This window comes from Clostridioides difficile ATCC 9689 = DSM 1296 (genome assembly GCF_001077535.1).
GTDB classification, from domain to species: domain Bacteria; phylum Bacillota; class Clostridia; order Peptostreptococcales; family Peptostreptococcaceae; genus Clostridioides; species Clostridioides difficile.
This window is the reverse complement of the sequence record NZ_CP011968.1, coordinates 668510-693182: the sequence shown is the minus strand read 5'-3', so window position 1 is coordinate 693182 and position 24673 is coordinate 668510. Positions and strand designations below refer to the sequence as shown.

The following is a 24673-nucleotide window of genomic DNA, read 5'->3' as shown; positions in this document are numbered from 1 at the left end:
TCATTCACCTCCATCATTCATAATTCCGTGCAGAAATATATTCATTGTTTCATCCAACATTTTTTCCGAACTATCCAATGGTCTTGACGTGTAACTGATTGATAACATGGAGTTAATTAACAAACGTGTCACAAGAGCGGTATCCGTTTTGCGAAAGATGCCTGTGGTCACACCATTATCAATTACCGATTTTATAATATCTTGATATGCATAACGAGCATCTTTAAGTCTCTTTCGATACTCTTCTTCTAAATAATCAGATTCTGTATTTAACCACATCAGTACAGTTCTATACTGCTCTGGAAATCTAAGATGATTAAGCATGATTTTTCTAAGGCACTGTTGTGGTGAAGGTTCACCATCAATAATCCTATGAACTTGTTGGATAGTTTTTTCTATTTCTTTCTCAACTGCATATACAACAATCTCATCTTTCGTTTTGAAAAAATCGTATAGACTTGACTTTCCCATGTTGGCTAAAACTGCAATTTCTCTCATTGATGTTTTTTGGAATCCATTTTCAGCCATGAGACTCAAAGCAACAGCAACTATTTTTTCTCGGCGTTCTGCTTGTTGTTCGGGTGTAAGCACAATTCCTTTTGGCATAGGGCGATACCTCCTTTTAGCGACCACTGGTCGTTTCTTTTTTATTTATCATACAGCGACCAACGGTCACTTGTCAAGGTTAATTTTTTTCATTGTATATGGTACTCGAGATAAAAATGTTCATTTTAGAAATTGCTCTATTTAAGTAGAAATAGGCTTCATCATTAGAAAACAAGACTATAAATTTGAGATATTTATCATGTTCAAATTTCATCAATATCAAAGTTTAAAATATTAATAAAAAAAGAATTACTAAGAAATAACATATAAAGATTCAAAAAAGGAGTTGAACTTAAAATTTAATTACAAAAAATCAAATTTAAGACAACTCCTTTATTCTTTATCTCTACTATTCTTTATCTCTATTTATTTATTACAACTCCCTAACATTTACCACTACTGCCTTAGGTCTAGTCATAGCCTCAATTGAATACTTAACACCTTGAGTTCCCATACCAGATGCCTTTACACCTAAAAATGGGAAGTGGTCTGGACCTCTTTCAGTCTTATTATTTATTTGAACAGTACCAACTTCAAGTTTATCAGCTATATAAAATGCCTTATCAATATCACTTGTAAATACTGATGATTGAAGCCCATACTCTGATTGATTAGCAATTTCAATTGCTTGATTTATATCTTTAACTCTTATAATTGGAAGTACTGGACCAAATGGTTCTTCCCAAGCAATTTTCATATCAACATTTACATTATCTAACAATGTTGGATAGAATAAATTATTTTTTCTAACATTGCCTGTTATTAACTTTGCTCCTTTATGTAATGCATCATCAACCAACCCTTGAACAAAATCAGTTGCTTTATTATCTATAAGAGGAGTGATAACTACTTCATCCATTGGATTTCCAATTGTCAACTTCTCTACCAATGGCTTTATTTTTCCGACTAATTTATCCGCCACACTCTCTTGTACTAAAATTCTCTTTACTGCCGTACATCTTTGTCCTGAATATGAATACGCTCCAGATACTATATTCTTAGCTGCAAAATCTAAGTCTGCATCTTCTAATACTATAGCCGCATCTTTTCCACCAAGCTCCAATAATAATGGTACCATTCCAGATATTTTAGATATATGCTGACCAACTTCAGTACTACCAGTAAAGTTAATAAAATTAATTCCTTTATGCGTTACAACATAATCTCCTATCTCACTACCCCTACCTGTAATAGTATTAAGTACTCCATCTGGTATCCCAGCTTTTCTCATAATTTCTACCACATGAAGTGCGCTAATAGCCCCTTGTGTAGCAGGTTTTAATACGACTGCATTTCCACCAATAAGTGCTGGAGCAATCTTTGACATTGATAAATTTACAGGATAATTAAAAGGAGATATAGCTAAAACAGTACCTAATGGAACCCTTGAAACATAAGACATCTTATTTCTTGTTCCACCAGGGAAATTATCTCCACTAATGGCTTCACCCTCCATATTTTTTCCCACATCAGCTGTGTATCTTAAAAAATCTGCTGTTCTCTCAACTTCTGCCCTTGCAGATTTTATGTCTTTGGCTATTTCAAGTACCAGTATATTAGCTATCTCATCTATATTTTCTAACAATAAATCAGCAGCCTTATGAAATATATTGGCTCTCTTGTATACAGGCATTTCAGCCCATACTTTTATACTCTCTTTTGTGTTTTTTATAACCTCATCTACCTCATGTTTTGTCATAGATTGTACTTTCCCAACAAGAGAATTATCTATTGGTGAGTAAATTTCTATTGGCTTTCTCGAATTAGATTCTACCCATTTTCCATTTATTAAATTTTTATATACATTTTCTTTTGTTTTAAGTTCATTAAACATATTTTTATTCCTCTCTCTGATATAACTTTGTGTATTTAAATTATAGCCATTTATTCGTTATGTAAACATTTCTTTTTTCCATAAACGTTTACCTATAAAAAAAATTTTAAGTTAACGTTTTTCTACATTCTTCTATTTTAATAACATACTCGCTCCAAATCTATATAGGTCACACTTTAATATCAATATACTAATATACCAATATACTAATATACTAATATACCAATATACTAATATACTAATATACTAATATACTAATATACCAATATACCAATATACCAATATACCAATATACCAATATACCAATATTATAAACATAAATCACTTGACAAATTTATAAGTAGACAATATTATATATCTATGACTCAAAATATTTTCAAAGTCATATATATCATATATAGACAGAAAGGATTGATAAAAATGGCTAAAAGTTTTACAGAAATAGAAAAAGACAATATAAGAAAAAGACTAATTTCAGAATGTGAAATCAACTGGTCTAAATATGGATACAAAAAAACTAATATTGATGAACTTTGTTCAAAATCAGGAATTGCAAAGGGTTCTTTCTATACATTTTTTGATTCAAAAGAAAAGTTATTTTTTGAAGTATTAAATGGAATCCAAAACAAACTTATATCATCAGTAGATGAAATTTTAAGTAACATGCCTCCAAAAGAAGGCTTTGCAAAATCCTTAAAAATGTTATATCGATTATATGATAAAAATCCATTTTTATATTCACCAAATAATCCTGATTTCATCAGCCTAATAAATAAACTACCTCAAGATATGTTTTTACAACTTGAGTCCAATAACATACAAAGTTTTTACGACTTAATTGAGAGACACAATCTCAAGTTGAAGATAGAAAAAGAAAAAGTTTTTGGTGTTTGTAATGCTCTACTATCAAGTCTATTGGTAAAAGAAAATATTGAATATAACTATATTGAAGTGTTTGACTTTATGGTGGATAATCTTGTAGAACACATACTTGAATAACAATTTAAAATAATTTTTCTAAGTATTTTTTTATACTAAATAGGATTAATATGATTGAATTAATGAAAAAAATAAACAATATAATTTATAAAATAAATGATAAACTAAATATCACACAAAACTTATAGACCCTAGAGCAAACCCATTCCACTCTACTCTAAGCCATCTATAATAGTTTGTATATTTCTAATAATATTAGATATTAAAGTAAGAAAAAAATTCCTTATAATAATTGCTATTATATCAATTATTATAAATATTTTAATAATCTTAGATAGGTAGGTACATATATGGTAAAATCCTCGAACACTTTTAATAAAAACTTCAACTTGATGATATTAGGTCAAATAATCTCATTGTTTGGTGCATCAATACTCAAGTTTGCTTTGTCTTTATACATACTTGATATAACTGGTAAAGCAGAAATATTTGCTACTATACTAGCAGTATCTTCAATCCCAATTATAGTATTCTCCCCTATTGGTGGAGCTATTGCGGATATATTCAACAGAAGAAACTTAATGGTTATTTTTGATTTTTCAAGTAGTCTTACAGTACTAATCTTAGCAGTATTCTTATTCAACAATAATGGTTCAATATTACTTGTAGGAATTATTATGACCATATTATCAGTCATAAGCACAATGTATCAACCAACTGTTCAGTCAAGTACACCCCTTTTAGTTGATAATGAGCATTTAATGAATGCAAATGGTATTGTAGCTGGAGTTGCATCTCTTACAAATATTGCAGGACCTGTATTAGGAGGTGTCTTGTATGGTGTGATTGGAATTAATGCAATTATAGTTATAAGTTGTGTAAGTTTCTTTCTATCTGCAATTATGGAGATATTTATACAGATTCCTTTTATCAAACAAGAGCAAAACAGCAACATTATAAAAACTATATTTACTGATATAAAGGATGGTATTGTTCATATATGTAAAGAAAATAGATTTATACTAAAAATACTTTTTTTAGCTATAGCAATAAACTTATTTTTAAGCTCTATGTTAATAGTTGGTATCCCCTATATAGTAAAAATCACTATGGGAGCTAGTAACTTCTTATATGGTCTAGCAGAAGGAGCAATTTCTTTTAGTTCACTGGTAGCTGCTGTTAGTATTGGTATTTTCTCAAAACATCTAAAAATCACTAATTTGCACATTTCCTTTATTATATGTGCAGTTATGTTCATACCAATGGCGGTTTCAGTATATCCATTTATATTAAACACAGGATTTCCAGTTCCATTTTTAATCTTTATAGTATCATCTATGCTAATATTTTTTACAACGACTCTTATCTCAATATATGTTATAACAGTCACACAATTAAAAACTCCAAATGAACTCTTAGGAAAAGTAATGTCAATTCTTTTTGCAGGAACAGCAATTGCAATGCCCCTTGGTCAGGTTATGTATGGTAAACTTTTTGATTTATTATCAGATAGAGTGTACATCATTATACTAGGAGTTGGATTTATTACATTACTTATAGCATTTGTATCAAAGATAACATTGAGGAACGAAAATCTTTAGATACAAAGAATTTAGATATAAAGATTTAATTTTCACTAATTTCTGAATTTAAATGCAAAATTGTGTATCAGTATGTTGACGTTTTAGAAATTGATTGATATAATCAATGGAAAATAAACTTTATAAAAATTCAAAATATTCAGCTAGAGGAGTGATAAAAATGAGTTACATGCCAACTTTAGAACAAGCATGGGAAATATTAAGAAAATACAATAAGGAAGAATTTCATATAAGACATGCTCAAATTGTATCTGGAGTTATGAGATACTATGCAAAGGAGTACGACCCTGAAAGAGTAGAATTTTGGGAAATAGTTGGACTTTTACATGATTTAGATTTTGAAATGTATCCTGATGAACATTGTGTTAAACAAAGAGAATTAATGACAGAGCTTGATTTAGATAAATCAATAATCGATTCTACAATAAGTCATGGATATGGATTAACTGGTTCAGATGTTAAACCAGAGCAATTTATGGAGAAAGTATTATTTGCTGTGGATGAACTTACTGGTTTAATTGGTGCTGCTGCAATAATGCGTCCTTCAAAGAGCGTTTCTGATTTAGAATTAAAATCTGTTAAGAAGAAATTTAAAGATAAATCATTTGCTGCTGGCTGTTCTCGAGACGTTATAAGAAGTGGTGCAGAAATGCTTGGATGGGAACTTGATAAGCTTATCCAAACAACTATAGAAGCTATGAGAAGCTTGATTCCAGAGATGGCAATATAGCTCCTCCATACATATACCATAGAAGTTACATCTTTAAAGAGCATTTCTCTTTTTGATGCAACTTCTTTTTATATTTTGTAGAATAAAAAGTTTAATATTTTAAACTCACTATATAATCTATAATAAATACTATAAATAATATAATGTATAATAGTTATAAACTTTCTAACCTTAAAAGTTTCTAATACTCAATAAACAATTCTAATATACAAATGTCATTATATGATTTAATTATATATCTTCAATATATATATTAAAATAAATATATATATTAAATTCTTATACACCAAATTTTTACATTAAACTTCTATGCACCACATTTATACATATTAAATTCTTATATATTAAATTTCTATGCATCACTTTTATACTTATTAAATTCCTATATATTAAACTTCTATACATCACTTTTATACATTAATTCTTATATATTAAACTTCTATGCATCACTTTTATACATTAATTCTTATATATTAAATTTCTACACATCAAATTTATATACATTTAAATCACATGATTAACTGCTTTCTTCACATTTCTAAGTGGAATAGCAATTTTAACTACAAATTTTTTATCATCATATTCAATTACAACATTACCACCATACTTATTTACAGAGTTTTTTACACTTTTTATTCCAAGTCCATGAAGAGAACCTTTTTTGTCTGTCAAAATATCTCCATTTTTAGTAATAATCTTATTCATCTTAGTATTTTCAACTCTTATTAAATAAAAATTTTGCATAACATCACCTTTAACACAAATAACTCTATTTCCACTATCAATTTTATTACATGCCTCAATTGCATTGTCTAAAATATTTGAAAATATATGACATATATCCACTAATTCAACAGCTTCACAACAACTAAAATTTATTCCTATTTTTAGTTCTATATCATTCTTATCACAAACCTCTTTCTTTTCACTTAATATAGCATCTAATATAAAATTACCAGTATTAAATAACAAGTCATTACTCTGAATTTCTACCTGCAAATTATTTAAATAAGAAGTAACATCAATACCTTTTTTAATCATAGCATTTATACACAATATGTGATTTTTCATATCATGACTTAGTAATCTAGTTTTTAAATATTTCTTTTCTATATCTTCATAATACTCATTTTCATACTTCAAAGTATTTTTAATCATATTGTTTTCTACAACTAAAGTATTATATTGCTGTAATTTTTTAGCAATTAAAACTAAAGTGATACTTGATATAAGCAATACAACAGAAATCATAACGAATTGGAAATTATGTATTAAGCTACCAGACCCTGGATTAAATATGTATTCAAAAATTACAAAAAAAGATGCTATATTAGCGACTATAGGAATAACTATATAAAATAATGTCCTTTTATTTATTTCTATATTAAGTTTTATCTTTAAGGCTCTATATAAAAGCAAAGACACAATCAAAAGTATCTTTCCCAATATTATAGACTCAATTCTGTATATATCTCCCGTCCCCATACTACTCATGTCATTTATAGAATTAAGCCAAACTGTTAAAGATATACTCAAAGCATCTGTGGCGATTAGTAACATCCAATAAATTAAGGATATTAATACAGACTTTATAAACCTCACATCATATGAGATTTTATAAAATGCAATAGTAATTATCATAGATATAATTACTCTTATATTTGGAGGTACATCAAAAAAATATATTATGTCAGCAAAAACAATAATACCTACCATACAAAAGTTTATTTTTTTGTTAGAAATCCTTTTCTCACTTGTATAATCTAGCATTTTCTTACAAAGAAACCATTCTATCATAAAGGATATCGCAATGAAAATATTCCAAAATAAGCTTGACTTTATCATAATACTTTCTCCTAACGTATTACTAAATTATTTTTTTATATTTTATGTATAATTTAATTATATACGACTCTACACGTGTAGTAAATAGATTGTCAAAATTATTCCAAATAAGTCCATATTTCTTTTCTTTTTTAATTATATCACTAAATTTGCTAAATTGAATTAAACTTTTTATTGCTTTTTTTAATAATAACTATATAAATTTATCTATAACTAGGTATAAAATATATTATTTATAAAGTTTTTACATTATTTCCATAATAAAATCTTATAAATATTACAATAAAATATTTTTTTCCATGATATACCTTGATAAAATCTCTGCTTCTTTAAGCAGTAACTTTGAGTTGAATCATTATAGTGATTTATAACATTTATAGAAATGCTGTTATAGATTTATATTTAAACACTACAAATGGAAATTTAACTATTATAAAAAACAATCATTAGATAAAATGATTCTTACAACAAAAGCACTTCTATTGTAGATTTATTAGTAAATAATAAATCTACAATAGAAAAAACTAGAAGTACAGTATCATAAAAATATAATTAACTGTACCTCTAAATTATTGTTTTTAAAATAAATTTTTATTCATTAAAAAATACACATAAATATTTCCAGACTCCGATTCAGCAAACTTATATAAGTTCACTTTTTATCATCAATTATTTTCATATACTTCTTTTATCTCATCTTCACTTAAGTCAAAATCATTAAATTTATTTAATATGTCATCTAATTTAAAACCATTTTTTTTCAACATTATAATTATTTTATAATCTTTTTCTTTTGCAACTCTAATTGCTGTCTCTCTTTCAATCTCTTCTTTAAAATTTCTACTTTTATTCATGATATAAGCACCTCTTTTCAGATTTAATAAATATTCTTCATTGCTACCTAATTCTTTTAATCTATCAAGTGCTTTTTTAATAATAGAATCATTCTTAGCTATAACTCTTACATCTAAGCTAGAAGGATTACTAATAAGTTTTCCCCATAGCATAATTCTATTTACTATATAGTCAGATTTATGAATTTTTGGAAGCTCTATAAAATATAATGCAGTTTTACTAGAATAAATATCTGGATGCCCGTCCATTGTTAATCTCAGGCAATTTACATAATCTTCTATGTGATTATATTTTACATGATTTAGTATATGTATTCCAATAGTTTTTCCAATTTCTTTATACTCTTTACCTTCTTCTAACTTTCTACCATGTACACGACTAAGATAATATTCAGCTCTTTCCAAATAATCGTTCTCAAAAGCTCTTTGCATCTCAATATTTATATGATTATTTTCTTCATCTTCAGCCAAAATATCAAGTCTAGGTCTTTTCTCTCCAATGTAATTAATTGTTGGGTCAGTTTCAACTCTAATTATTCTCTTTATTTGAGTGAACGGTTTGATATTCCTGTTAGCATATGGAGCATCTTTTAGGATATCATTTATAAAATTTACAAGTAAATCATATTCATTATTTAAAGTGAACAATGATTTAAATACCTCATCATACTCGGGCTTAGCATATCCATCTTCAGTCACAACTTCTCCAACATTTTCATTAGTCAAAATCTCTTTTGGAATTAACGCCTTGATTTTATCTAATTCATCATTAGAAAAACTACTTCTACTAAGTATATCATTTAATTTTTTGGTCCATTCTTTATCTTTTTCTTCAATTATAGTTCGCTTATATTCTTTTGATGTTTTAATAATCTTAGATTTTTCTTCTACTTTTTCTATCATTTCAACACCTCTCTTTTTCCTCTTTTGTATTTATCATTTCTTGAAATTAAACTAAGTCACTACCTCTTTTAAAAGTTCTTGCTCCATAAACACTTTCTTAAACTCTAATGTCTGTGTATGTACTTGACATTCTCTCTCTATCTAAAGTTAAATAAATTAATCTATGTATAGAGGGTAAGTCCAAAAATAACATAAAACACTAATTAATCATTTATAAAGCATTAATTAATCACTGACAATGCTGTTATTGTCACCACATAGCACCAACATAGATTCTTCTATTATAGGGCAATTATCTATGAAAAATAGACTCATAAGATTAGAAAATGTACTTAAATTTTAGTTCATTTAAATATTCATTTTGAAGAAAGAAATTTAACTTTAGACTAAAAAGGAAATATTTCAAGAGGATTAAGAAATTTTCTTAAAGGTATAATAATTTTTATGAAAATGGAACAAATATGAAAATAAAGTTATGATTTTTACAGCCATAACCTTACCAACAAGCACTTAATTATCACTCAAAAAATAAACTTTTATTTAAAGAATGCACATAAATATTTCCTTGTTCAAAACACTTCTATGATATATTTATTAATAAATCTACCATACAAAAAACTAGAGGTACATTAATCATAAAAATATGATTAACTGTACCTCTAATTATACTCATCTTTTCATAAATTTAATCACTATGCATCAACATATCAACATATTGATTAAACTTATCTTATATAACAATATCTTAGCTACTAAAATAATATATATTAGTCTTGAATAATACTTTCTCTTGATTCAATTTCTTTTGAAATACTAGCTATAAATTCATCTAATTTAATACTACCTATTTCACCTTTATCTCTTGATCTAACAGAAACATTATTATCAGCTACTTCTTTTTCACCTACTATTAACATGTATGGCACTTTTTCAAGCTGAGCTTCTCTTATCTTAAATCCAATTTTTTCAGCTCTATCATCTAATTCAACTCTTATACCCTTATCAAATAACTCTTTCTTAACTTCATTTGCATAATCCATAAATTTATCAGATATAGGAAGTATCTTAACTTGAGTTGGAGATAACCAAACTGGGAATTTACCAGCATAATGCTCTATTAATATACCTATAAATCTTTCTATACTACCAAAAGCAACCCTATGAATCATAACTGGTCTATGCTTTTCACCATCTTGACCAATATAAGTATTATCAAATTGTCTTGGAAGTTGCATATCTAATTGGATAGTACCACATTGCCAAGTTCTTCCTAAACAATCTTTTAGATGGAAGTCTATCTTAGGACCATAGAATGCTCCATCACCCTCATTAATAGTATATGGTAGACCTAACTCTTCTAAAGCTTCTCTTAATCCATTTTCTGCTGCTTCCCACTCTTCGTCGCTTCCCATAGAGTTCTCTGGTCTTGTAGATAATTCTAAATTATATTCAAATCCAAAAGTTTTGTAGATACCATCTATTAAGTTAGCTACTCCTTTTATTTCGTCCTTAATTTGCTCTGGTAACATGAATATATGTGAATCGTCTTGAGTAAATGCTCTAACTCTCATTAATCCTTGTAATGCACCAGATAACTCATGTCTATGAACTCTACCAAGCTCTGCAACTCTCATTGGGAAATCTCTATATGAATGTAGTTGAGAGTTATAGTAAATTAATCCACCAGGACAGTTCATAGGTTTTATAGCATAATCCTCATCATCTATTTTAACTGTATACATATTTTCTTTGTAATGATACCAGTGTCCTGAAGTCTCCCATAATTTTCTATTTAATATGATTGGAGATTCTATCTCAATATATCCAGCTTTTCTGTGTATTTCTCTCCAGAATTTTAATAATTCATTTTTAAGTTCCATACCTTTTGGTAAAAACATAGGGAATCCTGGACCTTCTTCAGGTATCATAAATAATCCTAATTCTTTACCTAATTTTCTGTGGTCTCTCTTTTTAGCTTCTTCTAGTAAATGTAAGTACTCTTCTAAGTCTTTGTTTTTCTCAAAAGAAGTTCCATATATTCTTTGAAGCATCTTATTATTTTCGTCACCACGCCAATATGCACCTGCTACACTTTGTAATTTAACAGCTTTTACCTTTTTAGTAGATGGTAAATGTGGTCCTCTACATAAATCAGTAAAATCACCTTGCTTGTAGAAAGATATTATTTCACTTTCAGGTAAATCAGATATAAGTTCTACCTTATAGTCTTCTCCTTGTTCTTTCATAAGCTCTAAAGCTTCATTTCTAGGAAGTTCAAATCTTTCTATTTTTAAATCTTCTTTAGCTATTTTTTTCATTTCAGCTTCTATTTTCTCTAGGTCCTCTGGAACTAATCTATGGTCTAAATCTATATCATAGTAGAATCCATTTTCTATACTTGGTCCTATAGCAAGCTTTGCTTCTGGGTAAAGTCTTTTTATAGCTTGAGCTAATATATGCGCTGATGTATGTCTAAAAACTTCCTTACCTTCTTTATCTTCAAACTTAAATAAATTCAAGTCACAATCAGTATCTATAATGTGGTCCAGACCTACAACCTCTCCGTTCACAGACGCTGCTACCACATTTCTAGCTAATCCTTCACTAATGGATTTAGCTACATCCATAACAGAAATAGCATTTTCAAATTCTTTTATTGAGCCATCTTTTAAAGCAACTTTAATCATTATTTTTTCCTCCTTATTGAAATAATTTTTAGATTTTTTGTAATAAAAAATCGCCCCAAATATGTTTGGGACGATATTAATTCGCGGTTCCACCCAAGTTGGCGTATACAAGTATATACAACCCTCTTGATGACTATAAGGTCGTCACCCGAGCACTTTCACGTATAGTACAAATACAAATACTGCTAATAAGCTCAGCTCCAAGGTAGTTTTCAAATAGACCTATTACATGGGCTCTCAGCCATAGACCCAAATTCTCTGAGAATGGTTTCTACTCTACTCTTCCTCTTCAACACTATGATTTTTAATATATTTTCATTATAACAGATAGTTATACATCAATCAACATTAATGTAATATATTAATTACCCATTATTTTTCATCTCAATCAGCTGTAAACCAATATTCTTATATTTTTATATTAAATTAATCTCTTGATTTATAGTGATATTATAATATTTTCATAAATTTAAAATTTTTAAAACGTATCCACATGCATGATAGATATGACTAGATAAATACTAAAACTAATTTTTATTAAAACTAACTTCTAATTTTTGTACTCTTTTTAGGTTTTGTATACTTAAATACAATCAATACTTAATATAGTTAATAAGTAGTACAGTAAATACTATTAATAAGTAACACAATCAAATAAATAAATGCTATTAATAAGTAATTCACTCAAATAGGTAAATACAATTAATATCTAAATGCTATTAATAAGTAATTCACTCAAATAGGTAAATGCTATTAATAAGTAATTCACTCAAATAGGTAAATACAATTAATATCTAAATGCTATTAATAAGTAATTCACTCAAATAGGTAAATATAATTAGTACTTAAATAAATGCTACTTCTCATATATTTAAATAAACATAGTAATTAACCCTTGAGCTATACCTATTAAAAACCCTAAGACAAGCCCCAAAAACTCTATATGTTTTAATTCTTTCTTAGCTATTCTTATTATTATCTCTTCCAATTCATATAAATCTAGTTCATTAATCTTATCTTCGACCATTTTTTGTATATCTATACGTTCATTTGCTTTATTTATTATATTTTTACTCAATTCATCTATACTTTGCTTAACTTCAGACTCAATTATCTCTCCTAGATAATCTTGTATCATGTTTTTTATACCACTCGGGATAAATGAAACTTTCTCATGTATTATAATTTTTACCCTTGCTTTTATGTATCTTACAACTTCTTCCTTATCTTCGTCAGTAATGATATTTGCAAGTATTTCGTCCATAGAAAGAAATTCTTCTTGAATTATTTCTCCTACATTTGCTGCTATTTCTGCTCTTCTCTTTGGTATAAGACCTACTATTTCTATATTTAAAATAGGTATTTTAATAGGCTTTATTGGTCTAAATATCAGTCTTATAGCAACTACATTCGTAACATAACCTATAAATCCACCAATAACAGCTAATATCAGTATCCTAATTAAATTATCCATTATAAAATTACTCCTTATCAATTGTATATTTGCCAGCTATATTGTATTAATCAAGTAGATATTCTTTATACTTAATAATTCTAGTTATACTATAGCTTTATATACAATTATAAGTCTTTTGTGTCGATTTAAAAAGAATTTTTTTAATTTTATATGGATAGCTTTTATATGCTTAGATTCTAGTTTTCCATAATTATACTAACTTTATTTTCAAAAATTGCTTCTACAGTATCTATAATTTCCTTTGAGCAATTATTATTTAACAAATCCAATATTTCTATTTTTTTGGGACATAGAGTTAATAAGGTACTTATTAAAAAGTCCTCATAATTTAAATTTTCTCTTATTACCATATTTATAATTTCTTCATCATCTATACTGTCTATCTTATTTCCATTTTTATCGTATAAAACAAATGTATTATCTTCCATTATATGAACTTTAAGCAAATCAATCTTTTCTTCTTGAGTATCTATAAAGTATTTTAAAACTCTTATAAATTCATCTTGGTCTTTCTTTATTAAATACTCCTCAACTGCAATATCACCTATAGCAGAAATATATTTCATAAATTCTCTCATTCTAAATCTAATAAAACCTTCTACATTTATAAAATCATTTTCTTCTATATAATTTCTCACCCTAGTAAATACTGTTTCTCTCATAAAAATCTCTTTTTTAGCAAATATGTTCAGTGAATATATGTATATATTATTTTTATCTTCAGGATATGTACGCCCATAGCATTTTAGAATGTATTCTTTCAAAAGTTTCTCTTTCATTATACTTATTATCATACTAGTTATTTCCGTTGATATCTCATCAATATTTAAAGCTCTTTGTTCAGCTTTAGTACCATTAAGTATTTTTTTATTTAACACTTCTTGCTTTGCAGAATCTATCACTACTTCTACAATGTCATTCGTATATATTAATCTATCGTTTACATTATTATTCCTCAAAAATTTCATGGAAGAAATATTATCCTTCTCAACCAAAGTTATCGCTCCTTTCTTGTCATGAGAGGAACTATAGAACCTATATCTAGTAAATTTTCACAGCTAAGTGTAACTATCTCCTTGTTTTTACTTTCTACAAAACTTTTTATACGTTCATAGTCAGGATGTTTTTTAACATCTCCACAAAAAGCTAGTTTATCCTTAGAAATCAACCCTGTACATCCACCTATAAATCCATAATTCATCTCAAATAAATTTATGTGACCTTTTTCTATCAATAAACACTCTATTTCTGTATTCTTCATACTTTTCCAAATACCTTTATCTGATGTTATTATAGACGTTCTATCTACTATACAGATTGAGCATTTAGAATAGCCCTGCTCTATATTTATCTTTTTAAGTTTATTATTTTCAATATAATCTAATATTGCTTTGTCAGTATACTTAAAATTGTGTATAGCATAGTCACCAACTATCGCAATATTGTAAGGTATATCATAAGGGTATCTATTTAATAAATTAGCTTCTCCCTTAATTATATTAAATTTATATCTACTTAATAACTCTTTGTATTGATTATATACATTCGGCGCAACAATTATATCTCCTTTTCCTAAATTACAAATACATATATCCGGGTGATATTTTATGCTTTCATATAATTCTTTACATTCTATTGTTTTTATTATCTCTATATTTCTTAATTTTAATTCATTTTCCATTAGATAACTAATTCTTTTGTCCACCAAAGCTAGACACAAATCGTCATCTAGTATAAATGGTTCTCTTGTAAATTCCATTTTTTACTCCTTTTTCTTTTTTTTGATAAATTTTTTATGTGAATATAAATAAAGTGTGTAGCAGAATTTTTCTGCCCACACACTTATTGTTATAATTTTATATAGTTAATCTAAGCTTAATTAGTATAGTTTTGTACAGTTAGCACAAATTTAATAAATATATCCTTTTATCACTAATCTAAACTTAATCAATATATTTTGTACAGTTAGCACAAATTTAATAAATATATCTTTTTATTGCTAATCTAAACTCAATCAATATATTTTGTACAGTTAGACTAAATTTAATAAATATATCCTTTTATCACCAATCTAAACTTAATCAGTATATTCCATACTGTTAACACAAATTTAATAAATATATCTTTTTATCACTAATCTAAACTTAATCAATATATTTTGTACAGTTAGCACAAATTTAATAAATATATCCTTTTATCACCAATCTAAACTTAATCAGTATATTTTTATAATCTTCTACTCAATAATTAATATGTATCTTTCACTTTGTTATACTCTTTTTTTATGTATTCCAAAACATCTGGTGGTATATTTCTACTGCTCTTTGAAGTCAAGCCAAGTTCTCCATCTTTTATTTTAAATTCCATTACTTTACTTCCCTTAAAACCATCTTTTGCAACGTTCTTTATCAGTTCATATACAGGTTGTTCTACATCTTTTATAATTGAACTTATTACATTATCTGGAGCCATATCGTATTGGTCTTTATTAATAGCTATAACTTTACCACCATTTTCTCTTGCTACCTGAATAGCTCTTTTACTATCATCTTCTGTAGCTGAAAATACAACATCTCTATCAGAATCTCTCATTTCCTTTGCAATAGTTCTAGCTGATTCAGGGTTTTCAAATATATTTGAATACTTAACTAGTAACTCAGCATCTTTATTTGAAGTTTTAAGCCCCTTTCTAAATCCAGATTCATACTTATCTCTACTAGAACCCTCAACTCCTCCTATAAAACCGACTTTCCCAGTATCAGTCATTTTACCTGCAATAAGTCCTGCTAAATATCCAGTAACATTATCTTGAAATGATACAGAAATTACATTAGCTGGCTGAACTTTATAAGTATAGTCAACTATTGCAAATTGCTGTTTGGGATATTTAGTAGCAGCTTCTTTAATTGGCTCTGCAAATCTGGCTCCAACTGCTATTATCAAATCTGGTTCATACTTATGCAGTTTTTCTATACTCTCTTTAAAACTTTTAGAAGTCTTTGGTTTTTCAAGTTTTATCCTAACATCAAAATCTTCGTCAGCCCTTTTTAAGGCTGATAGTACATTGTTATTATATGATTCGTTATTTAAGTTTTCGGTATCTAACAATACTCCAATAGTTTTTCTTACATATGAATCATCTTCTGTGTCATCTTCTTTATTCTTACTTTTGCTATTTGATTTATCCTTTTCTGCTGAAGTTGGCAAACTTTTAGACTCATTCTGTTTCGATTCAGCACTATCTATATTAGAATTATTCTTATTTACTTTATCAAATCCAAAATCAAAATTACATATAGCTAATATAAAAATTGTAAAAACTACTACAAAGCAAGCCATCAATATCCTTTTTATTTTCACAAAATTCACTCCCTGATTTAGATAGGTCTGACCTACCTCTGCATATGTCTTTCTATATATGTCTATTATAACATCCAATTCACCTCATAACTAAAGTCATAAGTATTCTTGGATATTATAGTAGATTATTTATTGTTCTTATTAACATATTCTAACACATCTGGAGGAATATTTTGAGAACTATTTTGGGCAAGCCCAGTACTTCCAGACTTAACTGTGTTTTCTATAACTTTTCCGCCTTTATAATTTCCTTTTACAAAACTTTGTATCAGATTATAAGTAGGATTCTCAAAATCTTTTACAATAGAACTTATAACATTTTCTGGAGCTAACTCATGTTGGTCTTTATTCGTTGCTATAACTTTTTTATTTTTTGCCCTTACTGCATCTATTACAGCTTTTGAATCATCTTCAGTAGTAGAAAAAATAATATCCACTCCATTATCCATCATTTTTTTAGCTATAGATTCTACTGATTTGCTATCTTTAAAAACATCTGCATACTCAACTGAAATATCCTTTATACTACTATTAGAAAATTTAACACCCTCTCTAAAACCTGATTCAAATTTATCCCTACTAGAGCTCTTTATTCCTCCTATAAAACCAACCTTATCGCTTTCAGTCATTTTTCCAGCAATTAATCCAGCTAGATATCCAGATTTATTATCTTCATAAGAAATTGAAGTTATATTAGAAGGTTGCTTGTCATACTCATAGTCTATAATTGCAAATTGTTGCTTTGGATATTTCTTGGCTACCATCTCCAATGGTTTTGCAAATCTAGCTCCTACAGCTATAATTAAATCGTAATTGTCATTACATAAAATATCTATACTATTAGAAAAAGTTGAGGAATCATCTGATTCCACTTTGTTTGTATCTATATTAAGTTTCTTTTGAGCATTGTTTAATGCTAATAAAGCTGAATTATTCATAGCTTCATTATTTGTTCCTTCAATATCTAGTATCATTGATACAGATTTTTTTGAATTACTTTTATCGCTTATATCACTTTTATTATCTTTGCTAGAGCTAGGATTATTGCTTGGGTTATTAGCACACCCAACCAACATTCCAGCTATCATTGCTACAGTTAACATCAATATCAATATTCTTTTGAAACGCATTAAATTTCACTCCTCATACATTTACGATATTTTTATATCCTATTTATTTTTACATCCTACTTACTTTTACATCCTATTTACTTTTACATCCTATTTACTTTTACATCCTATTTACTTTTACATCCTATTTACTTTTACATCCTATTTACTTTTACATCCTATTTACTTTTACATCCTATTTACAATTTTTTTATATACAATTTACAAGTACATTTTGAAATTTTTTTAATAAATCTTACTATAAAAAAGTGTGCAATAGATTCTTATCTATTTACACACTTCCCTACAAACTAAATCTAATATATCAACACTTAATTTCATACAAAATAAATCCAATTTAACATCTCAATAATTAATATTCTATCCTAATTTAATAAAAAAATAAATAATGTCACCCAAAAATATATTATTTATTTTTTAAGCATATGATACCAGTAACACCAGGACCAGCATGTGCACCTATACACACACCAATTTGGAAAAATCTAATTTCTTTAGGTCTTAATTCATCTTGCATAACCTTAGATAATTGTTCCTTTTCCTTAAAATCATCACTATATCCTATATACACAATTTGGTCTGATAAATCATCACCACAATTTGATTTTATCAATTCCATCATCTTAGAAATTACATTCTTCTTTCCTCTTACTTGAGATATTTGCGAAACTAATCCATCTCTTATTTCAAGAATCGGTTTTATATTTAATATACTTCCTATTGCTGCCTTAGTAGATGATATTCTACCTCCCTTTTGTAAATATTCCAATGTATCTACTGAAAATATAACAAAAGCCTTCTCTTTTAATTCATCCAAAACAGGCAATATTTCAGCAACAGACTTTCCTTCACTTGCAAGTTCTCCTGCTTTTATTACAAGTAAACCAGTTCCCATACAAAGCAAGTTAGAGTCATATGTATATATTTTACCATCTACATCATTCTTTGCCATTACAGCACTTTGATACGTACCTGTAGCTGTGGCAGACCCTGCTATATAAAGTATCTCTCTATCCTCATTTGTATATTTCTCAAAAATTTCCTTAAATTGGGCATAAGTAGCTTGAGAAGTTTTTGGATATACATTTTCTTCTCTAAGCCTTTTATAAAATTCATCTCCAGATATATCAATTCTATCCTTGTATTCTCTTTCCTCCAGTATAACTGTTAATGAAACTATATCTATATCATATTTATCTAACAAATCTTTTGGCACGTCCGATAAACTGTCACAGATTATCTTTAGATTTTTCATTAAGTATGCTCCTTTCTCATTTAGGCTTGTTGAAACTACCTCATATTTGGGTATCCTATTTGTCTTAAAGCCTCGTACACTACAATAGCAACTGAATTTGATAAATTTAATGACCTAGCCTTTTCAACATCCAACATAGGCACTCTAATACAAGTATCCATATTTGCTTTCAACAAAGGTTCTGGTAATCCCTTTGTTTCTTTCCCAAATACTATAAAACAATTTTCTTCATATTTCACATCTGAATGTGACTGTTTAGCCTTTGTTGTAGAAAAAAAGTATTTACTATTTGGATACTTTTCTTGTAATTCTTCAAAGCTATCGTAATATTGTATATCAGCTATATCCCAATAGTCAAGCCCACATCTTTTTAGGTGTTTATCATCCAATGAAAAACCCAGTGGTTTTACTAAATGTAAAGTTGAACCTGTTGCTGCACAGGTTCTTATTATATTTCCTGTATTTTGAGGTATTTCTGGTTCTACTAATACTATATTTAATGACATTTTAATCCTCCCTAAGTATCGCTTTTATTTATCAAATTTTATTTTATAAACAGAATAACAATAATATTATACTATTATATAAAATAATGTTAATAATAATTTTTATTTCATGTATATAATAGTTTTTTATCTAACATTTTCACAAGTATTATTATATCAGAAAATCCCTCTTGTACAACTTACTTTCTAAAAGTTATTTCGTTTCATTAAGTTCTTTATAATAATTACAATCTTCTTTTATTGGGCAACTTGCACATTCTGGATTTCTAGCTTTACACATTCTTCTTCCATGAAAAATTAATACATGATGTGAGTGTGACCATCTTTCTTTTGGTATAGCTTCCATAAGTGCAAATTCTGTTTTTTGAGGATTTGGCTCGTCCACTATTCCTATTCTATTGCTAACTCTAAATACATGAGTATCTACAGCTATTGCTGGATGATTAAAAGCGTTACTAAGTACAACCCCTGCTGTTTTTCTTCCAACACCAGGTAATTTTATAAGCTTTTCTAAGCTATCAGGTACTTCACCATCATATAATTCACATAGCTGTTCAGATGTATCCTTTATTTTTTGAGACTTGCTTTTGTAAAGACCACAACTCTTTATCTCTTTACTAATTTCTTCAATGCTCAAATTAGCAAAGTCTCTAGCTGTGTTGTACTTTTTAAACAACTCTGAAGTAACTTTATTCACTCTTACATCAGTACATTGTGCTGATAAAATAGTTGCTATTAAAAGTTCAAAGGCTGTCCCATAATTTAACTCACATTTAGCATCTGGATACAATTTTTCTAACTCGTCTAAAATCTTATTTACGTCTTTTTCATTTGCTGACTCATTTTTAATTTTAGACTTACTTTTAGTTTCTTTACTTGTTTTTTGTGTAGCCTTATTAGAACTACTCTTCTTTGTTTTTTTCTCCGTTTCACCTTTTTTAGTACTTTTTTTACTTACTTTGATACTTTTTTTATCTTCTTCAATATCCATAAAATTCTCTATATCTTTCTCATCAATTATCTCATCTTTTTTACCAATCATTTTATCTATTCCTTTTTCATTTATCTCTTCCTTCTCAATTATATCTTTCTTATTCATTCCTTTTTTATTTATCTCTTCCTTCTCAATTATATCTTTCTTATCCATTTCTTTTTTATTTATCTCTTTCTTCTCAATTATATCTTTCTTATCTATTCCTTTTTTATTTATCTCTTTCTTCTCAATTATATCTTTCTTATCTATTCCTTTTTTATTTATCTCTTTCTTCTCAATTATATCTTTCTTATCTATTCCTTTTTTATTTATCTCTTCCTTCTCAATTATATTTTTCTTATCCATTCCTTTTTTATTTATCTCTTCTTCCAAAATTACATCTTTTTCATTTATCTCTTTTAGATTTACATTTTTCATAATTATCCCCCTTTAAAATACTAATTTATAAAACCTATTTATAAATGGTTTAATCATATCAACAAAAAAATAAACATCAATATATAAAACATACAAAATAAGAATTTAATTTATATATATTTACAAAAAAAGCAAAAACCTATTAAAGTTCTTGCTTTTTATTATACATAAATACCCATTAAATTCTATAATAAACTTATTCTTTTGACACAGTTTGTATCTTGCTGAAAGATATTAATTTTTCTTTTACCAATTTCTTTATTTCTTCAAATTTAACATCTGTCAATATCTCTATAGCCTCTTCTACTCTTTCAACAGTATATATCTTAAATTTTCCATCTCGCACTGCATCATTAACTTCATCTGATAAAACGAGATTTCTTTGATTTTTTCTAGGAATTATGACGCCTTGCTCACCATTTAACCCTTTAGTTTTACATATAGAATAAAATCCTTCTATCTTTTCACTTATACCACCAACTACTTGTATATCACCCTTTTGATTTATAGAACCTGTAACAGCAATATTTTGTTTAATTGATACTCCACTAAGAGATGATAATAGTACATATAATTCTGCAGAAGATGCACTATCTCCATCTATTCCACCATAATTTTGTTCAAAACAAACATATGCATTTAGTGACAATAGTAAATCCTGTGCAAAATTCTCAGAAAGATAGCCACCTAATATAAGTACTCCTTTGTTATGTATAGAGCCACTCATATTTACTTCTCTTTCTATATTTACTATGCCTTTACTTCCTGGGCTAGTGGTCGCTGTAATCCTTGAAGCTCTACCAAAAGAGTATTCTCCTGTACTTAAGACTGACAAACCATTTATCACTCCTACTTTTCTTCCCTCTGTTTCTATTAGAGTAAATCCATTTTCAATTGATTCATCCATATGTGTTTCCACTCTATTGATTCTTTTTCTCTTTTCACTTATTGCTTTTTTAACATCACACTGCTCTGTATACTCCGAATTTCTAAACTCTGCATAAGCACTTCCTTCTATTACAACTTCCATTATTTTATTAAACTTAGTTGATAGTTTTTCTAAATCACCAGATAATCTAGTGCTAAATTTAATAACCTCTTCAACTGCTGATTTAGTAAAATGCCTTAAATTATTCTTATCACATTGGTATGCTATAAATCTTGCTATTCCTTCTTCATTATCTTCATTTTTATCCATTTCACTATCAAAGTCTACAAATACTTTAAAATATTTTTCAAAATCTTCATCATATCTATATAAAATATCATATATATAGTGGCTTCCAATCAGTACTAATTTAACATCCAATGGCATATTTTCTGGTTTAATTGCTGTTTGTGTTTCCAATATTACTTTTTTAGTCTGCAAAGTCTTTTTAAGAATTTCCCAAGACATTGTATATTTTAGTAATTGGTCTGCATAAAGTACTAAATAACCACCATTAGCCCTATGAAATGCTCCTGATAATAGTTTTGTGAAATCAGTCTTTATATTTCCATTTGCATAATCATACTCTGCCTTTCCAAATAGATTTGCTGGACTTGGGTTTATCTCTACTACAACAGGTGCTGATTCTTTATTCTTTGAGCTTCCATTGTCTACAAATAGGTTAATTTTATATTTAATAAAATGCTCTTTATCATACTTATCTTTTAACTCCTCTTCATCTAAATAGAATAAATACATATATTCTATTATATCTTTCTTTATATTTTCCAGATAAGTTTGAATCTTATCATAATTTTCATATTTTTCACACAATCTCTTGATATGAGGTTCTACTACAAGTTTAGCTATCTCTTCTTCAAGCTCTAACACTGCTTTTTCAGCTATTTCTTCTAAGTTTCTAATTTTATATACGACCTGTATCGCCATATTTTCTAGTTCTCTTTTAGCTTTGTAAAACTCTTCATCAGACTCATCACTTTCATCTTCCTCTTCTTTCAAAGGGATAAAAACTATTCCCATTTTACTCTGTTTTAATTTAAATCCTTTTTCTTCTCCATATTTTTTAATTTGCTTCAAAAGCATATCTTTTTCTATTTCATATTCATCCAGAAGTTTATTTTTTTCTATTTCAAAATTTTCACTTTCAAACGCATTTTTAAAATCTTCTAAAAGACTTTCAATTAATTTCTCCATATCTTTCTTAAGTTCTCTTCCAAACCCCTTTTCTAATTCAACTATAATAGGCTCTCTAGGGTTTTCAAAATTATATATATAACACCAATCTTTATGCGTATTTTTTTTGGATGCATACTCATTTAAAACCTTTAAGGCATAAGTACTTTTACCAGTTCCAGGTTCACCAGCTATATATATGTTGTACGCTGGATTATTTATTTTCAACCCTAATTCCATAGCTTCTACAGCTCTTTCTTGACCCAATATATAATCTAGTGGATTTATTTCAGATGTATTATTATATTTCAATATTCCCCCACCTCCCCATATTTAACTTTAATGATATAATATGACTTTTATACAACAAGTGTTAAAGTAAATACACATTAAAGTATATGAAACAGACTCTTATTATTAGTCATCATACTTATCTAAAATTATTTCCATATTTCTCTTTATTATATTTCTCCCTCTCCAGCTAAAAGCTCTATCTCCATATCTCCTTTTAAATTCTTTATTTGAAATATTTTGTATCTCATCATAATCCAAATAATCTATTATATTTTCTTTAAATTCCAAAATATGAGTTGTTGGTATTTCAACATTATGTGGACATACTTCTTGACAAATATCGCATCCAAATACCTTTTTGCCATTCTTTAAAACAACTTTTTCTTTCTCTGACAAATCTCCTTTTTTTTGAGTTATATATGATAAACATTTTTTGGGGTTCATATCATAATTTCCCAATATAGCATTTCCCGGACAATATTTTACACACTTACCACATTTAAAACAACTTTTTTCTAGTGGTTTATCTTCTTCAAATTTATAATTATTTACTATATACCCTATAAATATGTAAGAACCATATTCATCAGTTATGATATTATTATTTATTCCAAAATATCCTATTCCTGATAAATAAGCTAAATACCTGTCAACTAATGGTCCATTATCAGCAAATAACTTGTATTTAAAATCTGTTACTGTTTTAGAAATATAATCACAAATTTGTTGTAAAAAGTCCTTTACTACAATGTGATAATCCTTTCCATGACAATATTTTGATAAATTTGAATTTTTATTCTTTTCTTGTCTATTTATATGATATGGAAATGCACAGACTATTATAGAGTTAGCATCCTTCATTATATTTCTTGGGTTAATTCTGTTCTCAATTATTGGTTCTTCCATACCAGTTAAATAACCTTTTTGTTGTCTGTCCTTAAGTATCTTTTCTAAATTATCATACTTATCTACCCCTGCTACTCCCACACAGTTTAATCCTATTAAATTACAAAATGCTTTTAATTCCTTATTATCCATAAAATTATTCCTTTTTAATCTAATTGACTTTTTAAATTTATTTATTTTTTTTAGTCTTTTTAACCTTTTCTAGCTATTAAC

Annotated in this window: 18 protein-coding genes and 1 other annotated feature; of the genes, 3 read left to right on the top strand and 15 right to left on the bottom strand. The window is 27.5% G+C overall.

The genetic code is table 11. From position 1 onward, the window contains the following. Together CDIF1296T_RS03690 and CDIF1296T_RS03685 are read right to left on the bottom strand one after the other, a co-directional pair. Complete coding sequence (locus CDIF1296T_RS03690; protein ID WP_009895592.1) at nucleotides 1-606, bottom strand: TetR/AcrR family transcriptional regulator; 606 nt, start codon at nucleotides 604-606, stop codon at nucleotides 1-3. A gap of 373 nt (nucleotides 607-979) precedes the next feature. After that, entirely contained in the window at nucleotides 980-2440 is a 1461-nt protein-coding gene (locus CDIF1296T_RS03685; RefSeq protein ID WP_009895591.1) for an NADP-dependent glyceraldehyde-3-phosphate dehydrogenase, read from the bottom strand. 420 nt (nucleotides 2441-2860) lie between these two features. On the opposite strand from CDIF1296T_RS03685, the gene CDIF1296T_RS03680 reads away from it, so the two are divergent. The 3 genes from CDIF1296T_RS03680 (at nucleotide 2861) to CDIF1296T_RS03665 (ending at nucleotide 5710) form a co-directional block, all read left to right on the top strand. Next, on the top strand, nucleotides 2861-3439 hold the full coding sequence (locus CDIF1296T_RS03680) for a TetR/AcrR family transcriptional regulator (protein ID WP_009895590.1): 579 nt from the start codon (nucleotides 2861-2863) through the stop codon (nucleotides 3437-3439). A 290-nt stretch (nucleotides 3440-3729) separates the two neighbouring features. Beyond that, nucleotides 3730-4980 carry an MFS transporter gene (locus CDIF1296T_RS03670; protein ID WP_009888369.1) on the top strand — a complete coding sequence of 417 codons (1251 nt, stop codon included), beginning with the start codon at nucleotides 3730-3732 and terminating at the stop codon, nucleotides 4978-4980. Between the two features lie 160 nt (nucleotides 4981-5140). Next, nucleotides 5141-5710 carry a hydrolase gene (locus tag CDIF1296T_RS03665; protein ID WP_009902004.1) on the top strand — a complete coding sequence of 190 codons (570 nt, stop codon included), beginning with the start codon at nucleotides 5141-5143 and terminating at the stop codon, nucleotides 5708-5710. A gap of 504 nt (nucleotides 5711-6214) precedes the next feature. Here the strand turns inward: CDIF1296T_RS03665 and CDIF1296T_RS03660 are convergent. The 13 genes from CDIF1296T_RS03660 to queG form a co-directional block, all read right to left on the bottom strand. Continuing rightward, nucleotides 6215-7555: a sensor histidine kinase gene (locus tag CDIF1296T_RS03660; protein ID WP_009895587.1), complete on the bottom strand. Its 1341-nt coding sequence runs from the start codon at nucleotides 7553-7555 to the stop codon at nucleotides 6215-6217. A gap of 665 nt (nucleotides 7556-8220) precedes the next feature. After that, entirely contained in the window at nucleotides 8221-9312 is a 1092-nt protein-coding gene (locus tag CDIF1296T_RS03655) for an Rpn family recombination-promoting nuclease/putative transposase (protein WP_003439012.1), read from the bottom strand. A 767-nt stretch (nucleotides 9313-10079) separates the two neighbouring features. Next, nucleotides 10080-11999 carry a threonine--tRNA ligase gene (thrS, locus tag CDIF1296T_RS03650; protein ID WP_009888359.1) on the bottom strand — a complete coding sequence of 640 codons (1920 nt, stop codon included), beginning with the start codon at nucleotides 11997-11999 and terminating at the stop codon, nucleotides 10080-10082. A gap of 63 nt (nucleotides 12000-12062) precedes the next feature. Beyond that, nucleotides 12063-12301: a binding site (T-box leader), on the bottom strand. A gap of 569 nt (nucleotides 12302-12870) precedes the next feature. Then, nucleotides 12871-13473 carry a DUF445 domain-containing protein gene (locus tag CDIF1296T_RS03645; RefSeq protein ID WP_009895586.1) on the bottom strand — a complete coding sequence of 201 codons (603 nt, stop codon included), beginning with the start codon at nucleotides 13471-13473 and terminating at the stop codon, nucleotides 12871-12873. 179 nt (nucleotides 13474-13652) lie between these two features. Next, complete coding sequence (locus CDIF1296T_RS03640) at nucleotides 13653-14471, bottom strand: putative sporulation protein YtxC (protein WP_003417993.1); 819 nt, start codon at nucleotides 14469-14471, stop codon at nucleotides 13653-13655. Nucleotides 14472-14473: 2 nt separating this feature from the next. After that, nucleotides 14474-15235, bottom strand: coding sequence for a DUF6873 family GME fold protein (locus CDIF1296T_RS03635; RefSeq protein WP_003439005.1), 762 nt, complete (start codon nucleotides 15233-15235; stop codon nucleotides 14474-14476). 488 nt (nucleotides 15236-15723) lie between these two features. Further along, nucleotides 15724-16836, bottom strand: coding sequence for a BMP family ABC transporter substrate-binding protein (locus CDIF1296T_RS03630; RefSeq protein WP_011860859.1), 1113 nt, complete (start codon nucleotides 16834-16836; stop codon nucleotides 15724-15726). Nucleotides 16837-16961: 125 nt separating this feature from the next. Further along, on the bottom strand, nucleotides 16962-17966 hold the full coding sequence (locus CDIF1296T_RS03625; protein ID WP_009895584.1) for a BMP family ABC transporter substrate-binding protein: 1005 nt from the start codon (nucleotides 17964-17966) through the stop codon (nucleotides 16962-16964). Nucleotides 17967-18372: 406 nt separating this feature from the next. Continuing rightward, the gene (locus CDIF1296T_RS03620; RefSeq protein WP_003438997.1) at nucleotides 18373-19221 is read right to left on the bottom strand and encodes a DegV family protein; all 849 of its coding nucleotides are present in this window, start codon (nucleotides 19219-19221) and stop codon (nucleotides 18373-18375) included. 35 nt (nucleotides 19222-19256) lie between these two features. Next, entirely contained in the window at nucleotides 19257-19727 is a 471-nt protein-coding gene (gene trmL / locus CDIF1296T_RS03615; protein ID WP_003429657.1) for a tRNA (uridine(34)/cytosine(34)/5-carboxymethylaminomethyluridine(34)-2'-O)-methyltransferase TrmL, read from the bottom strand. Between the two features lie 193 nt (nucleotides 19728-19920). Continuing rightward, nucleotides 19921-21138, bottom strand: a complete 1218-nt coding sequence (gene nth / locus CDIF1296T_RS19500) for an endonuclease III (protein WP_009895583.1) — start codon at nucleotides 21136-21138, stop codon at nucleotides 19921-19923. Nucleotides 21139-21334: 196 nt separating this feature from the next. Then, on the bottom strand, nucleotides 21335-23572 hold the full coding sequence (locus CDIF1296T_RS03605; protein WP_003438993.1) for an ATP-binding protein: 2238 nt from the start codon (nucleotides 23570-23572) through the stop codon (nucleotides 21335-21337). A gap of 105 nt (nucleotides 23573-23677) precedes the next feature. Then, a complete protein-coding gene (queG, locus tag CDIF1296T_RS03600; protein WP_009895582.1) occupies nucleotides 23678-24592 on the bottom strand; it encodes a tRNA epoxyqueuosine(34) reductase QueG in 915 nt (304 codons plus the stop codon). Nucleotides 24593-24673 lie beyond the last annotated feature (81 nt).

What these genes read in the sequence shown, in the direction of transcription:
- CDIF1296T_RS03685 (WP_009895591.1), bottom strand. Translation starts at nt 2,440, where the DNA reads ATGTTTAATGAACTTAAAACAAAAGAAAATGTATATAAAAATTTAATA.
- CDIF1296T_RS03645 (WP_009895586.1), bottom strand. Translation starts at nt 13,473, where the DNA reads ATGGATAATTTAATTAGGATACTGATATTAGCTGTTATTGGTGGATTT.
- CDIF1296T_RS03625 (WP_009895584.1), bottom strand. Translation starts at nt 17,966, where the DNA reads ATGCGTTTCAAAAGAATATTGATATTGATGTTAACTGTAGCAATGATA.
- nth (WP_009895583.1), bottom strand. Translation starts at nt 21,138, where the DNA reads ATGAAAAATGTAAATCTAAAAGAGATAAATGAAAAAGATGTAATTTTG.
- trmL (WP_003429657.1), bottom strand. Translation starts at nt 19,727, where the DNA reads ATGTCATTAAATATAGTATTAGTAGAACCAGAAATACCTCAAAATACA.
- thrS (WP_009888359.1), bottom strand. Translation starts at nt 11,999, where the DNA reads ATGATTAAAGTTGCTTTAAAAGATGGCTCAATAAAAGAATTTGAAAAT.
- CDIF1296T_RS03680 (WP_009895590.1), top strand. Translation starts at nt 2,861, where the DNA reads ATGGCTAAAAGTTTTACAGAAATAGAAAAAGACAATATAAGAAAAAGA.
- CDIF1296T_RS03620 (WP_003438997.1), bottom strand. Translation starts at nt 19,221, where the DNA reads ATGAAAAATCTAAAGATAATCTGTGACAGTTTATCGGACGTGCCAAAA.
- queG (WP_009895582.1), bottom strand. Translation starts at nt 24,592, where the DNA reads ATGGATAATAAGGAATTAAAAGCATTTTGTAATTTAATAGGATTAAAC.
- CDIF1296T_RS03660 (WP_009895587.1), bottom strand. Translation starts at nt 7,555, where the DNA reads ATGATAAAGTCAAGCTTATTTTGGAATATTTTCATTGCGATATCCTTT.
- CDIF1296T_RS03635 (WP_003439005.1), bottom strand. Translation starts at nt 15,235, where the DNA reads ATGGAATTTACAAGAGAACCATTTATACTAGATGACGATTTGTGTCTA.
- CDIF1296T_RS03670 (WP_009888369.1), top strand. Translation starts at nt 3,730, where the DNA reads ATGGTAAAATCCTCGAACACTTTTAATAAAAACTTCAACTTGATGATA.
- CDIF1296T_RS03665 (WP_009902004.1), top strand. Translation starts at nt 5,141, where the DNA reads ATGAGTTACATGCCAACTTTAGAACAAGCATGGGAAATATTAAGAAAA.
- CDIF1296T_RS03690 (WP_009895592.1), bottom strand. Translation starts at nt 606, where the DNA reads ATGCCAAAAGGAATTGTGCTTACACCCGAACAACAAGCAGAACGCCGA.
- CDIF1296T_RS03655 (WP_003439012.1), bottom strand. Translation starts at nt 9,312, where the DNA reads ATGATAGAAAAAGTAGAAGAAAAATCTAAGATTATTAAAACATCAAAA.